Origin of the sequence: Candidatus Poriferisocius sp. (assembly GCF_965214065.1) — a bacterium.
In the GTDB taxonomy this organism is placed as follows: Bacteria; Actinomycetota; Acidimicrobiia; order Acidimicrobiales; family Bin134; genus Poriferisocius.
In genome coordinates, this window is record NZ_CBDCAT010000027.1 from 372,327 (window position 1) to 386,789 (window position 14,463).

The window sequence follows — 14,463 nt, forward strand, 5'->3', positions numbered from 1 at the left end:
GTCAGGTGGTGTAGCTAATCCCCGACCCGCAATCGGGACATCATGGCTCGATGGGCCTGAGAGCCGACCGCAATGAGCAGCGCGTCTAGTGGGAGGGTGCCGATGCCACGATCGTTGGATTGCGCTGGAGCCATTGGGACGTTGGGTGCTACCAGATAGCTGTTACCCCGGAATTGCTTGTATCGGTCGATGAGCGCCTCCAGCCCTTCCCGGCTATGGCGCGGCGACGACGCAATTTCGAATGCCAACGGATTGCGGGGTTCGTTGTAGATGAAGTCCACTTCCGACTTGCCCTCGCGCCAATGATGTAGCCGCACTCCGCTATGGGTTGCGAGGGAGCGCAGCGACGTAGCCACCAAGTTCTCCAGCAGTAGGCCCATCTCGCTTGGGTCCTCTAGGGGAGCTATGCCTCGCTGCAATGCTGCATTGCGTACAGCGCCGTCGATGAAATAGAGCTTTCGACCCCGACGCTGCACTGCGGACTCTGTCCCCGAGTAGTTGGGCAGCGTGAATACTAGGAATGCATGCTCAAGATAATTCAGGTAACGCTCAATGGTCGGCACTGCCAGGCCCAAGTCGCTGCTGATATTGGTTGGAGAGAGCAGTCCTGAGACCTGATCAGCCAACACATACAGCAGCCGCTCCAGCATCATTGGGTTGTCCACGCCGAAGGACTGAGGGATGTCCTTGTAGAGAGCCAGCTCTACTGCATCGGGCCGCAGCACCTGTTGGGAGAACAGCAGTAGCTCAGCGTCGGAATACTCGTAGTCACCGTCCGACCGTGCAGCAGCATACGGGAGCAATTCAGGAAAGCCCCCGACCATCAAGAGGCGATGGCGCTCGTCCGAGAACGCTTCGTAAGGGGACTGACCTGGTGCCATCGCCCGTATCGTGTCAGCCAACGTTTCCTGGGCTTCGCCCTCCCAGCCGATGAAGTCTTGACCGGGAACCAGGTCCAACTGAAAGGCCGCCAGGTCCAAGAATTCAAGGAATGAGTATGGCGTTAGCTGCTGCTCGTCCCAACGGCCAACGCCGCTCTCCAACCGGCCCTGATGGAGGGCGGCAGTGGCACTAGACGTTGCCCCTATCTGCACTGGCCATTGCTCGTCATAGAAGGTCTTAAGCCAGATGTCCCAAGACTCGGCGTAGACCAACTCGTCGAGCATCAAGAACACCGGGGTATCCCGGTCCGCCCCGGAGGACTCCACAGCTAGGCGAACCAAATCGCCTAGGTCCTCGCGCAACAAAACCGGATGGTCCAGCCGAAGCCACCAGATCCGGGACGAATCCACTTCGTTATCCAAGAGTCTGGCCACGGTCTGGTAGAGCACAGTGGTCTTGCCCACGCGGCGAGGACCCAAAATGAGCTGATAGCGATGAGGCTCATCATCAAGAAGGCGCTGCCACAGGTCGCCAGCCAATGGCCGCTCTACTGGGAGGGCAAGCGGGCGCGGCACTTGGTCTAGGCGCCACCAGGGGTTCTGCTCTTGAATGACTCGCTGGACGTCTTCCGACCAAGATAGAGGCATAGGGAAACAATTCTTGTGTTTGTGATGGTTATTCTTAGTATAGCCATCACACAAAGATAGCTATATGCCGAATTACAAACATCTGGACGAAAGTGTGTGGCTTGTCGGCTAGAGGCCGATTGCGTCGCGGAGGGCGGGGCGGGGGTTTAGGTCGGCTAGGGCGGCTTCGCAGCGGGCTAGGAAGGTGGCCGCGAAGGCTTGGCGGCCGGGGGAGGCGTCTTCGGGGAAGGTGACCACTTGGCAGCTGGCAGGGACGGAGTAGGCGGCGTGGATGCGGTGAGCGAGCCAGGCTTCGTCAAACGTGATGGGATGGGCGCCGTGGCGGATGCGTCCGTCGAGGTAGCGCTGGATGAGGGCATGGTCGTGGGCCAGGCGGTCGGCGGGGTCCATGGACATGTTGAGGAAGTAGCTCACGTCGCGCATGGGGGCGCCGACGTTAATGAGGCCCCAGTCCAAGAAGCCCGGCCCCCCGGTCTCAGTCACGAACAGGTTGCCGATGTGGCCGTCGCCTTGGAGCACGGTGGCCGGCCCGCCGATGGGTCCCGCGGCCCACGCCTGGTGGAGCTCGGCGGTGTGGTCGATGTAGAGCTCGGCGAGCTCGGCGAATGCGTCGGTGAGCTTCTCCCGGTGGTTGTCGAGCCCGTAGCGCAGCAGCCGGGCACCGTAGTCGCTGCCCTTGTTGGCCAGCGGCACCCAGCTTGCCTCGGCGGCCCGGCGCTGCGGATCCTCGTAACGGGCGTGGAGTTCGGCGAAGTGGTCCATGGCCTCGGCGGCGTAGGCCACTGGCACCCCTGTGCTGTAATCGGGCAAAGACTTGGCCGAGTTGTCCAGGTCTTCCAGCAGCAGCACGAACGCCCCGGTGTCGGGATCGAAGGCAGCCACATAGGCCGTGAGCGTGCGCATGGGCACCCGGTGGGCCAAGCGCTGGTAGAACAGCGCCTCGCGGCGGCCCATGCCGGTTTGGTTTATCTGGGCCCGGCGGTCGGGATCGAGCGGCGGAATTTTGGCGAACATGGTGGCGGGCAGGTCGGTGTCGCCCTGGTAGGTGATGCCGAGGCGGGCGTTGGCGTTGGTGCCGGCGTGGATGGCCAGCACCTCAACGGAAGTGACCACCGTGCCGGGGTAGCGCTCAGCCAGATTCTCGGTGAGCCAATCGGGGGTGATGGCCTCGGGGTGCTCGGGCAGGCTCACCGGGCCTGATCGGCTGGCACCCAGCCGCCGGGCTCGAGGTTGAGGTAGCGCTCCAGGTTGCGGTGCATGTTGATGATGCGGCACTCCTCGCCCGACAGCCACACGTGGGTGAAGCCGGGCTGGTGGAGGCCGGATTGCATGGTGCGGATGACGCTAAAGTCCTGATTGAGCACGAAGCCGAAGTCGGCCTGGTCCATGGGCACGGTGACGTGAACTGGCGACGACGCCGGGGCATCGGCCGACGGCATACGGCTGAGGTGGATGGTGGCCAGCTCGCCCTCGTCGGGATTGGGGCCGGGTCGGGCGGTGAGCACGGTGAAGATGTCGGCGCTGATCAAAACCGTGGTGTTGGGGAAGAGGTTGTACTGGCTGAGGTGGGTGATCTGGGCGGTGTCATAACCCGACAGGTCAACGCCCGCGGTGGCCTGGTGGTCTCTGATCTTCTGGGCGATCACGTCTTGGAGGGTCTGGCCGTCGGGCACTTCGGGGGCGGGGCATGGTTCGTTGTACTCCGGCCCCATGCGGCCGCCCTGGGTAGCGATGAAGGAGTCCCACACCGTCTGGTCGTCCACATTGCGGCCCAGCCGGGGGCTGGGCACGCCGTAGGGCTGATAAGACACACCGTGGCGGTCCCAGATGCGCTGGGGGGAGTTGACGTCGTTGATGCTGCCCAGCATCTCCCGGTGCAGTCCTTGCACGTGGTAGGTCTCGGAAAAGCCCTCGTTGACCACCTTCCAGTTGCAGTTCACCGCAGTGGCGGTGGAGTAGGTGCCCCGGAACTCGTCGAGGTTGGCCCAGGCGATGTCGTCGGGGATGCCCTCCAGCCAGTCGGCCAGCGGCTCGGCGTCGAGATCCAGGTTGACGAACACCAGTCGGGCCCAGGTCTCCACCTGAACCGGCACCAGCGGCAAGTCGTCGTTGCTGATGGGGCCGAAGCCCCGGCGGGAGGGGATTTCCCGCAGCCGGCCGGTGAGGTCCCAGGCCCAGCGGTGGTAGGGGCAGCGCAGCTCGGTAATGCCGGTGCCTGATCCCTGGCACAGGGAGTTGCCCCGGTGGCGGCAGACGTTCTGGAACCCGCGGAGCACGCCGTCTTCGCCCCGCACCAAGATGATCGAGTACTTGCCGAGGCGGTGCTCGAACCAGTCGCCGGGGTTGGCGATGTGGTCGACGGTGCAGGCCACGTGCCACACCTTGGGCCACATCCGCTCGTACTCCAGCTCGGCGAATTCTTGGGAGAGGTAGCGCTGGACAGGGATCTTCACCGGGGCTTCGGCGGCGAGGCCCGAAGCGGTGACCGCGGTGCCTAGAATCTCCGCCTCGTCCGGCGGTGCGACATCAACCATGCCGATAATCGTGGCACACGGCCTATGTCCGCGACTCAGTAATGAAGATCGCTTCGGCGGTGGCGCAGATGGTTTCGCCGGCTCTTATCTCTCCGGTGGCGATGTGTTTGCGGCCGTCGGTGTGGGAGTAGCGGCAGGTGACTTCTAGCGGGGTGTGGAGAGGGGTGCCGGTTTTGTAGCGGATGTTGATGCCGGCGGTTAGGCCGGTGGCGCCGGCTCGGGTGGCGGCGGTGCCCAGGGCTTCGTCGAGGATGGTGGCCACCACGCCGCCGTGGGCCCGGTGGGGTGGGCCGGAGTGGGCTTCGGTGAGGGTTACGGTGGCCCGCATCTCCACCGGCAGGGGCTCGGCTGTGGGGTCGGGCAGGGGGACCGGGTCGAAGATCAGCCGGGGGGCGTGGGGGTTGAGCAGGCCCGAACCGGCCTGGGTGAGGTTGTAGACGGTGCCGTCGTGGTCTTTGGCCACCACAATGTGGGGATCACGGGCTGCGGCCCGCAGCCGCTCGGTGATCTCGGCCAGGGCTTGGGCGATCTCGGCCCGGGTGGCGGGATCGGCGTCGTTGGCCGACACGGCAGCCACCAGATCGCGGGTGCGCTCCACCAGCTCGTAGGCCTCGGGACCGAAGTCGTCGGGGTGGGGCAAGTCGCCCAGCAACTCGGCCAGCCGATAGGCCGAGGCGGTCTCGGGGTGCTCTTGGTCAGCCACTGCCTTGATCAATCATGGTCGGCCACCGGGATGTCGAAACGGTCGATGTAGCGGGCGAAGCGGGCCCGGACCTCGGCTCGGGTGAGCCCGAGGTCTTCGAATTGGTAACGGTGCTCACCGTGTTTGCCGGGCGGGGTGGCGGCGGCGTAGTCGGCTATTGCTGCCTCGGTTTCTGGGGCCAGATTCATACCGAGCTGCTCATAGACCGAGCGGGCGGCGACCAGCTTGTCGGTGCTGACCAGGCGGTGGGGTACTTGGGCGGTGCGGTCGGGGGGCAGGCGCCCCGAGTCGATGAGGTCGATGAGGTTGTCGAGGCTGCGGCCGTAGAGCTCGAGGTGGTAGTGGCCGATGGCGGCGAAGTCCACCCGGTCGGAGTGGGCCCAGCGCATGGTGGCGATGAGGCTGGTGACCGAGGGCAAGATGGCGGTGGGGTCGCGGTGGGTGATCACAAAGCGGGCGTCGTCGAACACCTCCAGCAGGGCGGGCAGGCCCTGGAGGTGGGCTGGCGACTTGAGCACCCACCGGCGGGTGGGCATCCGTCGCTGCAATACCTGGAGCACCTTGCGATGGGTGCGGTAGGCGGGGCGCAGATCGGCCGTGTCATACCACCCCTGGTAGGTGGGCACGTCGGTGCGGCTGACCATCTCCTCTGAGCGGAACTCGAAGGACATGGCCGACAGGCACTCCTTGAACATGCGCCCGGAGTACTCGTGGATAGCCAGCATGCCGCTGGCCACCGTCTGGGGCATGACCAATTCGGCGCCGGCCAGGGCGATGCGGGGGTCGGCGGCCCGGATGTCGGGTTCGGGGTGGGGCGGGGGCACCGGGCGGAGCAGCTCCCAGCCCTCAGGGGCGCGATGAGCCTGGTCTTGGGCCAGCACGCCGTGAATGACGGTGGTGCCGGTGCGAGGAGCGCCGATCACGAAGATTGGCTCGTCGATGGGCTCGTCCAGGGTGCCGGGGTCGGCGTCCAGGTAGTCGTTGAGCTGGATGCGGACTTCCAAAAGGCGCAGGATCATACGCCGCGACATCCAGCGGCCCATGACGGTTAGGTCGGCCTCGTGCTCCAGTCCACGGCAAAACAGGGTGAGGGGCTCGACGAAGTCGTCGTCGCCCAATGCGGCCCGGTCGTCGGGTGTTCGGCCCTGGCGGACAAGTGCTTCGGCCATCAGCAGGTCGGGGTCGAAAGGGCGGCGGGCCTCGTCTACCACCGGACCGGCGTCGCCCCGGTTGACGGCGGCCACCCAGTCGGGCCGGGGATCAGGAGTCCAGCTCATGTCTGGCGCTCCGTGGGCGGAAGCGGGATTGCATCACATAGAACAGTACGCTCAGGCGATGCTGGAAGGGCAGGTCGTAATCGTCACCGGGGCCTCAAAGGGCATCGGCCGGGGCATCGCCGAGTACCTGGTGGACCAGGGTGTGAAGCTGACGGTGACCAGCCGCAAGCCTGAGCGGATCGAGGCCACCGCGGCTGAACTGCGGGAGCGGGGCGGCGACGTGCTGGCGGTGCCCGGGTCGGTGGGCAGCCAGGATCATGCCAACGAGGTGGTGGACCGGACGGTGGAGCGATGGGGCACAGTGGGCGGGCTGGTGGCCAACGCCCAGTCGTTCCGTCCCACCATGCCGCTGTTGGATGTGGACGAGTCGGACATGGACGTGCTGTTCGACACCGGCCCCAAGGGCACGCTGTGGTTCATGCAGGCAGTACACCCCCACATGGCGGCCAAGGGCCGGGGCCGCATCATCACCTTCGGCACCAACGTGGGGATCACCGGCGGACCGGGCTTCGGACCCTACGGGGCAGCCAAGGAGGCAATTCGCTCGCTGACCCGCACCGCGGCCCGGGAATGGGGCCGCGACGGCATCACCGTGAACTGCGTGAACCCGGCGTCAGTGGCCCACCGGGCGCCGCCCGACGACGACCCCGACCGTCTGGCCGCCTACAAGGCCCTGTTCGACAACCATCCCATGGGGCGTGACGGGGATCCGGTGACCGACATCGCCCCGGTGATCGGGTTCTTGCTGTCCGATGCCAGCCAGTACGTGACCGGCGAGACCTTCCAAGTGGACGGCGGCGGCTTGATGCGGCCCTGATAAAGGCAAGCTGATCACGAACCGCGCTGAGCAGCTACTTGGTACTGCTGCTCAGGTCCTGAAGCGATGTCGGAGGTGGGCTTGGCGGGTGGCTAGGTCGGCAGCCCGGTCAGGAAGGATCACGGCGGGATGATCGGCGGGAAGGGCGGCGGCCACGTCGGCCAAGTCGACGACTTGGGTGGTAGGGGTCATGGCTTGGTCGCCGGTGGGCCAGAACCAGCGGAGGGTGCAGAGGCCGTTGCGGCGGTTGGCGTTGTCGAGCCAGTTGGCGGCGCCAGGGTCGGTGCCGCACACCACATAGCGCACTTTGCCGTCAGAGTCGACCGTGGTCTGGGTTTGGTTGCGACACGAGATATGGGCGTAGGTGTCGACCAGCTCGAAGGTGCCCATCATGTAGAGCTGGGCCCCCCAGTAGTGGGCCTCGGGCACCTGGGCGGTCACGATCAGGGCCTGGTCGGGCTCCAAATCCCAGAAGCAGAACTCGTAGCGGGCCATGGACAGGCCTTTGGACACCTCCAGGGTGCGGTTGGTAAAGCTGTTGTCGATGCGTTCGGCCCGGTTCATCACCATGTAGGCGTTCCAGCGCTCGATGGAGTCGGTCATCTGCATCATGGCCCGGCGCACCCGGTTGGCAAAGGTGGTGCCGTCGAGCAAGGGAGCGGGCTCGGGGTCGAGGCACTCGATGGTGAAGAAGGCGGGCTCATCCGCGGTCCAGTCGAAGTAGTACTCCCGGATCGACGCCGAGAGCACTCCGTCGGGGATGGCCACCGCGCCGGGCTCGTCTCCGCCCAGCAAGATCTCGATGTCGTCGTGGCGGCCGAGGCCGAGGTCGTGGGCGGTGACGGTGGCCTTGGTGCCCCAGACGTCGTTGTGCATGAAACCGGCCCGCAGCGCCAGGATGAAGTCGTCGCAGCCGTGCATCTTGCCGGTGATCCGGTAGCGGCGGCCGGGCTCGATGCGGGCATGGCGGTACACGTTGTCGGCGTTGGGGCCGCCCCACTGCACGGTCAGGTCGTTCTGGCGATTGAAGAACGGGCGGGAGGGGTCGGCGTGGAACACCTCCCAGCCCAAGAACGCCTCCACGTTGTCGGCCAGGTGCTCGAGCATCTCAAGATCGCCGCCGCCGTCGGTGGGATAGGGCGGGGCGACCACTTCACGGCCCATGCGCTTGAGCAGTTCGCACCACTCATCCCAGGCCTCGATGGCGGTACCAATGTCGCTCATGGTGTCCCCGGCCTCAACCGCTGCTCCGATGTCGCTCATGGCGTGAAGCTTGCCAAGAACGGCTCTACCGCGGCCAGAAAACCCGGGGTGTTCTGGCCGTGGACATTGTGGCTGCAATCGGGAACGTTCACCAGCGTGCCGTGGGGCAGGGCGTCGGCAAACCGCTCGGCGGCATCGGAGGTGAGCACCCAGGAGTCGGCGCCTCGCACCAGCAACACCGGCTGGGCGATGCGCTCGGCGTCTTCCATGGTGAAGCGATCGCCGGCCCGGCGGTGCTCGGCGCCGTGGGCCAGCCGAGGGCCGTGATCCACCTTGGATATGTAGGTGCCGTCCACCCGCTGGAGCAGGTTGTACTTGACCGTCCGCTCGATGTGCTCGCGGGTGCGGTACGGGTCGTACTTCTGAACTGCGGCCACGAAATCGTCCAAGTCTTGGAACTCCCGGTTCTCAGTGACGAACGTGCGGATGACCTGGGTGCCGACCTCGGAGATCTCGGGGCCGATGTCCACCAGCACAATGGCCTTGGCCAGCTCAGGGTGGTCGAGGGTAAGCCGCATGGTGTTCATGCCCCCCATGGAGTGGCCCATGATGATGGGGTCGGCCACCCCCAGCGCGGCGCAGAAGGCGACGGCGTCGGCGGCCATGGCCCCCGAGGAATAGTCGGCGTCGCGGGCCCACTCGCTGTCGCCGTGGCCCCGCTGGTCGAGGGCCAGAACGTGGTAGCGGTCGGCCAATGCCAGGCTGACCAGATCCCAGGAGTGGGCCGACTGGTTGCCGCCGTGCAACAGCAGCACGGTGGGGGCGTCAGCGCTACCCCACTCCGAAAAGTGGAAGCGGTGGTGGCGGGCCACGATGTTGCGGGACACATAGGAGATGTCAGAGCCGTGGACGATGCCGAGGTCGGCCGCGCTGGCACACAGGCTCTCGAACTCGGCGGTGGCCGTCATGTCAAGCGGCTCAGCGGTGGAGGCGAACTCGTTGAGGTGCATCAGCTTCGCCCCTCCCGCAGATCGGCATAGAAATACTTGACCAGCTCGTTGAACACGTCGGCCCGCTCCCACTGGAGGAAGTGGCCGCACTCGGGGATCACCACCGGCCCCACCCGGTTGGCGAAGGCGATCTCGCAGCGCTTGGGGAAGTCTTTGGGCACCACCTGGTCGTCGGGACCGTACAAGATGAGCGTGGGGACCTGCACCTGGGTGCCCATCATGGGCGGCTCGCTCATCGGCCGGCCGTACTCAAGTTGGTACACCGACCAGCCCGAGGCCAGCCGCTCCAGGTCGGCGAACGGCTCGGTCATGAAGTCGTAGTCGTCCTCCTCGAAGGAGTATTGCGAGGCCAGTAGCCGGTGCTCGTAGAAGTCGCGCACATAGCGTCGGCACCGCTCGGGGGTGTCGAGGTCAGCTCGGAGCTGATCGGGGTCGCGGCCCTGGCGGATGCGGTAGTCGCCGGTGGGTCCATGGGGCAGCGGGTTCAGCGACAAGCCTCGCTCGGTGTACCAGTCCACCTCATCGACGATGAAGGGGGCCACGGTGTTGAAGAACACCATCCGCTCAACGAACTCCGGCCAGCGGTTGGCCATGTCGACGATCACCGCGCCGCCCACGTCGCCGCCCAGCAGTCCGACCTTCTCGTGGCCGAGCACGTCGTGCACCAGAGTGTGGATGTCCCGGGAGTACAGCACCAGGTCGTACTGGTCGTTGTCGGACAGGTCGGAGTCGCCGTAGCCCCGCAGGTCGGGCACGATCACCTCATAGCCGGCCTCGACCAGCGGGATGATGTTGCGCCACCAGATGCGCTTGGTCTCGGGGTAGCCGTGGACCAGCACCAAGGGGTACCCGCCCACTCCCTCGCGGATGTAGGCCAGCGACAGGTCGCCGTCGACAGGGGCCCGGTAGATGGTGAAGGCATCGGCGGGTGGCGTGGCTGGCTGATCGGGTCGGATGGGAGGCACGGTGTGGCAGCCTATTCGCTGGCGCTCTTAGGCCCTGAGGCGAGCGGGATGCTAGGAAATACCAGCCAATCGCAACCTGATAGAGAGGCCGACATGGAGTTTGGACTTTTCATCCAGGGGTACGTGCCCCAGCATCGCCGGGAAAACGACCCCGATGCCGAACACAAGGCATTCATGGAGGAATTGGATCTGGTGATCGCCGCCGACAAGGCCGGGTTCAAGTACGTGTGGCTGCCCGAGCACCACTTCCTCGACGAGTACTCCCACATGTCGGCCAACGATGCCATCGCCGGGTATCTGGCGCATGCCACCGAGCGCATCCACATCGGGTCGGGCATCTTCAACCCGCTGCCCCAGGTGAACCACCCGGCCAAGGTGGCCGAGCGGGTGGCCATGCTCGACCACCTCTCCGGGGGCCGGTTCGAGTTCGGCACCGGCCGGGGCGCCGGCAGCCATGAGATATTGGGGTTCTTGCACAAGGAGGGCATCACCGACACTTCCCACACCAAGGAGATCTGGGAAGACGTGATCGGCGAGTTCGCCAAGATGTGGACCCAGGACACCTACGAGGGCTACGAGGGCAAGTTCTGGTCGCTTCCGCCCCGCAAGGTTCTCCCCAAGCCGTGGGGCAAGGGCCATCCCGCCATGTGGTACGCGGCGGGCAACGTCACCAGCTACGCCATGGCCGCCCGCAAGGGCCTCGGCGTGCTCGGCTTCTCGGTGGGGGCCCTCGACGAGCTGGCCCCGGTGCTGGAGGCCTACAAGCGCGACATCGTCAACGCCGAGCCGGTGGGGGCGTTTGTGAACGACAACCTCATGGTGACCACCGGGGCGTTCGTGGCCGAGACCGACCAGGGCGCGGTGGACCACGCGCTGCGGTCATCGATGACCTACCTCCAGTCCAACGTGTTCCGCTACCACGACACCTTCCCCCGCCCCGAGTGGGTGCCGCCGTGGCCCCAGACCATTCCCATGCCTTCCGCTGAGGAGCTGTGGGAAGGCGTCGGCCAGCCGGGCAGCGTGATGGGCGACCCCGACCAGGCGCTTAAGGGTGCCCAGGATTGGGCCGACGCGGGGGCCGACCAACTCGTGTTCGGCATGGGCTCCAGCGAGCGAGCCGACGACCTCAAGACCATTGAGCTGTTGGGCAAGCATGTGATCCCCAAGATCGACACCGATCCGGTACACCGCACCACCCGGCTGCGGGAGGCCGCCGCCTAAGGTTGCACCATGGCTGAGGCTCCTGCGGGCCACCCCAACGCCGTCATCGACATCGACGACGGCATCATCACGGTCACCCTCGACCGTCCCGACAAGCTGAACGCCATCAGCCACGACATGAGCGCGTCGCTGTGGGAGGCGGTGCTGGCACTGGGCGACCGCGACGACCTGCGCTGCATGGTCATCACCGCCAAGGGCCGCTACTTCACCGCCGGACAGGACATCTCCAGCCCGGCGGGAAACCGACCAGGCGACCCAGAGACCATGGAGCAGCACCCGGGGTGGAACTTCCGGCGGGACTACCGCAGCCACCACTTGCTCTACGACGAGATGGAGGCGGTGGAGAAGCCGGTGATCATGGCCATCCAGGGGCGCTGCCTGGGGGCGGGGGTGGAGATGGCGGGTTCAGTTGACTTCCGGTTCTGCACCCCGGAGGCGTCGTTTTTGTTGCCGGAGGTGAAGTTGGGGAGCATCGCCGGTAGCGGGGGCACCAGCAGGCTGACCCGGCTGATCGGTCCGAGCTGGGCCAAGTGGATGGCGATGGCCATCATGGAGGTCGACGCTGAAGAAGCCAAGGCGATCGGGCTGGTCCACAGGGTGTATCCGGCCGAGTCTTTGATGGACGAGGTGTACGCGTTCTGCCGTCACCTGATGTCGCTGCCCACCGAGGCGCTGGGACTGGCCAAGATGGCGGTGGACGTCTACGCCGACGTGACCGACCGGAACATTCAGCGGCAGTTCGACCGGGTGGCTGTGTTCTCCACGCGGGACGAGTTCGAGAAGTCGATGGAGCGCTTCGGACGCGAACCCAATCGATAGGCAGCCTGGGCGGACCAGGATACTGTTCGAGGGTGATCCGTCGGATTTGGTCCGTACTGTTTGCTGCTGTTTTCGTAATGGCCGCTTGTGGCGGCGATTCAGAGGAGCCTGAAGCGGTCCCGGTGGAGACCGTGGACCTGGATGAGGTTCCAGCGGTGGCAATCCCGACGCCAACGCCATCACCGATGCCGGCTACTCCAACCGCTACCCCCGAACCCACCGCTATCCCCTTCCCAGAGCTGCTGGTGTGGCCCACTTTTGTGCCTGAGGCGTGGCCGCGCACCCCTGATGAGGCGGCGGCGGGCTTCGCTCGGCAAGTGGCTCTCGGAGAAAGGGCGGCAGAGCCTCGTCCGGCCGTCCAATACGACACAAGCGCCACCGCCGAGATACCCAGGCTGGCCGAGGACGGGTCGCCGTTCGGGGTGGCCACCACCATTCATATGCAGCAAGTTCAACTTGGCGACGGCTCGCTGGCCTGGGTGGTGATCAGCGCCCAGTCGGACGACATCGTGGTGGAATCACCTCCGATGGGCGAGCTGTTGGCCGGTGGGACCGTTGTCACAGGGGAAGGGCAGGGCTTCGAGGGCACGATCGTGCTCCAAATCGAAGACCAGGACGGCCTGTTGGGCCTGGCCCTAGCCCAAGGGGGAGCGCTGGGCGTAAATCTCCCGTTCAGAGCCGAGCTCCCCTTCAACCAGCGACCCGCCTCCGGCAACTGGGCAACCTTGACCGGCTACACCGATTCAGCTGTAGACGGCAGCCTCTCCGCCCTAACCATGCTTCCCGTAAGGCTGGTGGACGGCTCTTAGCTGTCCCCAGTCTTCTGCGCGTCTACGCCTACCCCAAGCGCCGATCAGAAGGTCCTGGCATGACTGCCAGCCGGTGATCGCTGAGCTGCTGATCGGTGCCGGCGAGAAGCCGGCCAACACTTGCGTGACGAACCCGGCCTGAGGCTCGAGGTCACAAGAATTACGGCTACAAAACCCTAGTTTTTGCGATCGCCTGACCCCAAGATTCTCGGACGAGTCGGCGTGCTAGACGAACGCGTTCAGCCCGGCACGGGGGAGGCGGCTGCTGCCGCGCGCGATAGGCTGCATACGACCAACTATCAATGCCACACACCTCCGCTTCCACGTTCTCCTCATGATTATGCGGAATCACACTACTTCCGGCTCTGTGGATCAAGCGCCGATCTTGAACAACCTGCGGGCGTTGGTTTCGGCGAACTTGCGGGCGGCGTCCTCGGTCATGGGGGCGGTGGTGTGGGCGAGGGATTCCATGCTGTGAGGGAACAGGGTGGACTCGTGGGGGTAGTCGGACTCCCAGGTGATGTTGTCCTCGCCGATCACGTCGAGAGCGGCGATGGCGGTGTCGTCGCGCAGCATGCACACCGTCATGTGCTCGGCGAAGGTCTCCCTAGGGGGGCGCTCGGCGGGGAGCTGCACCCGGAAGTTCTCGAACACGTCACTGGACTGCTCCAACAGATAGGGCGCCCATCCGGCGCCGCCCTCGGAAAAGGCGACCTGAATGGAACGGTGGCGGTCCAAGATGCCGGAGAACAGCCAGTCGGAGCAGGCGATCATGGAGTTGGCCCCCACATAGGGCAATATCGTGCACGGCGGGGCGTCGTCGGACGACTTGATGAGTTTGGACGACGAGCCGATATGAAGGCACACCACCAGCCCGACCTCGTCCACCGCGGCCCACAGAGGCTCCCAATGGTCGGTGAACACCGACGGCAGCCCCAAGGTGGTGGGGTTCTCAGAGAAGGCCACCGCCCGAGCGCCCATCGCCGCGGTGCGCCGCACCTCGTCGCCGGCGGCCACCGGATCCCAGAGCGGCACCACGATCAGGGGAATCAGCCTCCGGGGATCGGTGGCGCACCACTCCTCCAAGATGAAGTCGTTGTAGGCCCGCACGCACAGCGCGGCCAGATCGAAGTCGTGGCTCACCACGAACCGATGGCCGGCGAACCGGCTGAAGTCGGGGAAGTTGACCTGGGCCCAGATGCCGTCGAGGTCCATGTCTCCAAGTCGGGCCTTCGGGTCGTAGCAGCCGGGGCGCATCTCGCTGAACCGGGCCACGCCGAGGGGGTCGCTGTCGAAACCGGGCAGCGTGCGGGTATTGCCCCGCACCGTTTGGATCACCTGATCCTCATACAGCCAGGCCTCGGTGCCGTTCTCCAACTCCACCACCCGGGGCCCCTGGTCGCGATATGCAGCCGGCAACCTGCTCTGCCACAGATTGGGCGGCTCGATGACGTGGTCATCGACCGAGATGGGCTTCACATCGGCAGGCAGCATGGACCGACCAGGATACTGTTCAAGCGTGATTGGCCTGCTGGTGTGGCCGTAGACGGCAGCCTCTCCGCCCTAACCATGCTCC

At 65.6% G+C, this 14,463-nt stretch carries 13 protein-coding genes; 4 read left to right on the plus strand and 9 right to left on the minus strand.

What is annotated here, in order from left to right; genetic code table 11:
• Positions 1 to 14: 14 nt before the first annotated feature.
• From ACOOGG_RS08010 to ACOOGG_RS08030, 5 genes are all read right to left on the minus strand, one after another.
• Positions 15 to 1,529 (minus strand): ATP-binding protein, encoded by a 1,515-nt coding sequence (locus tag ACOOGG_RS08010; protein ID WP_420434051.1) that lies wholly within the window; start codon positions 1,527 to 1,529, stop codon positions 15 to 17.
• Between the two features lie 108 nt (positions 1,530 to 1,637).
• Positions 1,638 to 2,720, minus strand: a complete 1,083-nt coding sequence (locus tag ACOOGG_RS08015) for a phosphotransferase family protein (protein WP_420434053.1) — start codon at positions 2,718 to 2,720, stop codon at positions 1,638 to 1,640.
• Entirely contained in the window at positions 2,717 to 4,063 is a 1,347-nt protein-coding gene (locus tag ACOOGG_RS08020; protein ID WP_420434055.1) for an aromatic ring-hydroxylating oxygenase subunit alpha, read from the minus strand. The genes ACOOGG_RS08015 and ACOOGG_RS08020 overlap by 4 nt, the downstream gene beginning before the upstream one ends.
• Positions 4,064 to 4,085: 22 nt before the next feature.
• Entirely contained in the window at positions 4,086 to 4,766 is a 681-nt protein-coding gene (locus ACOOGG_RS08025; RefSeq protein WP_420434057.1) for a PaaI family thioesterase, read from the minus strand.
• 8 nt (positions 4,767 to 4,774) lie between these two features.
• Positions 4,775 to 6,043 carry a sulfotransferase family protein gene (locus ACOOGG_RS08030; RefSeq protein WP_420434059.1) on the minus strand — a complete coding sequence of 423 codons (1,269 nt, stop codon included), beginning with the start codon at positions 6,041 to 6,043 and terminating at the stop codon, positions 4,775 to 4,777.
• A gap of 58 nt (positions 6,044 to 6,101) precedes the next feature.
• Between ACOOGG_RS08030 and ACOOGG_RS08035 the strand changes: the two genes are divergently transcribed.
• Complete coding sequence (locus ACOOGG_RS08035; RefSeq protein ID WP_420434061.1) at positions 6,102 to 6,860, plus strand: SDR family NAD(P)-dependent oxidoreductase; 759 nt, start codon at positions 6,102 to 6,104, stop codon at positions 6,858 to 6,860.
• Between the two features lie 51 nt (positions 6,861 to 6,911).
• Here the strand turns inward: ACOOGG_RS08035 and ACOOGG_RS08040 are convergent, their stop codons facing one another.
• The 3 genes from ACOOGG_RS08040 to ACOOGG_RS08050 are packed head-to-tail and all read right to left on the minus strand — an operon-like array spanning position 6,912 to position 10,038.
• Entirely contained in the window at positions 6,912 to 8,123 is a 1,212-nt protein-coding gene (locus tag ACOOGG_RS08040; RefSeq protein WP_420434063.1) for a hypothetical protein, read from the minus strand.
• A complete protein-coding gene (locus ACOOGG_RS08045; RefSeq protein WP_420434065.1) occupies positions 8,120 to 9,073 on the minus strand; it encodes an alpha/beta fold hydrolase in 954 nt (317 codons plus the stop codon). The genes ACOOGG_RS08040 and ACOOGG_RS08045 overlap by 4 nt, the downstream gene beginning before the upstream one ends.
• Positions 9,073 to 10,038, minus strand: a complete 966-nt coding sequence (locus tag ACOOGG_RS08050; RefSeq protein WP_420434067.1) for an alpha/beta fold hydrolase — start codon at positions 10,036 to 10,038, stop codon at positions 9,073 to 9,075. The genes ACOOGG_RS08045 and ACOOGG_RS08050 overlap by 1 nt, the downstream gene beginning before the upstream one ends.
• A gap of 93 nt (positions 10,039 to 10,131) precedes the next feature.
• Between ACOOGG_RS08050 and ACOOGG_RS08055 the strand changes: the two genes are divergently transcribed.
• Genes ACOOGG_RS08055 through ACOOGG_RS08065 form a run of 3 tightly spaced genes read left to right on the plus strand, consistent with a single transcriptional unit; the run spans position 10,132 to position 12,887 of the window.
• Positions 10,132 to 11,259, plus strand: a complete 1,128-nt coding sequence (locus ACOOGG_RS08055; RefSeq protein WP_420434069.1) for an LLM class flavin-dependent oxidoreductase — start codon at positions 10,132 to 10,134, stop codon at positions 11,257 to 11,259.
• 9 nt (positions 11,260 to 11,268) lie between these two features.
• Positions 11,269 to 12,078 carry an enoyl-CoA hydratase/isomerase family protein gene (locus ACOOGG_RS08060; RefSeq protein ID WP_420434071.1) on the plus strand — a complete coding sequence of 270 codons (810 nt, stop codon included), beginning with the start codon at positions 11,269 to 11,271 and terminating at the stop codon, positions 12,076 to 12,078.
• A 32-nt stretch (positions 12,079 to 12,110) separates the two neighbouring features.
• Positions 12,111 to 12,887 (plus strand): Gmad2 immunoglobulin-like domain-containing protein, encoded by a 777-nt coding sequence (locus ACOOGG_RS08065; RefSeq protein ID WP_420434073.1) that lies wholly within the window; start codon positions 12,111 to 12,113, stop codon positions 12,885 to 12,887.
• A gap of 372 nt (positions 12,888 to 13,259) precedes the next feature.
• On the opposite strand, the gene ACOOGG_RS08070 is transcribed toward ACOOGG_RS08065, so the two are convergent.
• Positions 13,260 to 14,381 (minus strand): amidohydrolase family protein, encoded by a 1,122-nt coding sequence (locus ACOOGG_RS08070; protein ID WP_420434075.1) that lies wholly within the window; start codon positions 14,379 to 14,381, stop codon positions 13,260 to 13,262.
• Positions 14,382 to 14,463: the final 82 nt, after the last annotated feature.

Excerpts from the sequence above, each read along its gene's own strand:
- ACOOGG_RS08045 (WP_420434065.1), bottom strand. The coding sequence starts at position 9,073 with ATGCACCTCAACGAGTTCGCCTCCACCGCTGAGCCGCTTGACATGACG.
- ACOOGG_RS08060 (WP_420434071.1), top strand. The coding sequence starts at position 11,269 with ATGGCTGAGGCTCCTGCGGGCCACCCCAACGCCGTCATCGACATCGAC.
- ACOOGG_RS08040 (WP_420434063.1), bottom strand. The coding sequence starts at position 8,123 with ATGAGCGACATCGGAGCAGCGGTTGAGGCCGGGGACACCATGAGCGAC.
- ACOOGG_RS08055 (WP_420434069.1), top strand. The coding sequence starts at position 10,132 with ATGGAGTTTGGACTTTTCATCCAGGGGTACGTGCCCCAGCATCGCCGG.
- ACOOGG_RS08070 (WP_420434075.1), bottom strand. The coding sequence starts at position 14,381 with ATGCTGCCTGCCGATGTGAAGCCCATCTCGGTCGATGACCACGTCATC.
- ACOOGG_RS08035 (WP_420434061.1), top strand. The coding sequence starts at position 6,102 with ATGCTGGAAGGGCAGGTCGTAATCGTCACCGGGGCCTCAAAGGGCATC.
- ACOOGG_RS08020 (WP_420434055.1), bottom strand. The coding sequence starts at position 4,063 with ATGGTTGATGTCGCACCGCCGGACGAGGCGGAGATTCTAGGCACCGCG.
- ACOOGG_RS08010 (WP_420434051.1), bottom strand. The coding sequence starts at position 1,529 with ATGCCTCTATCTTGGTCGGAAGACGTCCAGCGAGTCATTCAAGAGCAG.
- ACOOGG_RS08030 (WP_420434059.1), bottom strand. The coding sequence starts at position 6,043 with ATGAGCTGGACTCCTGATCCCCGGCCCGACTGGGTGGCCGCCGTCAAC.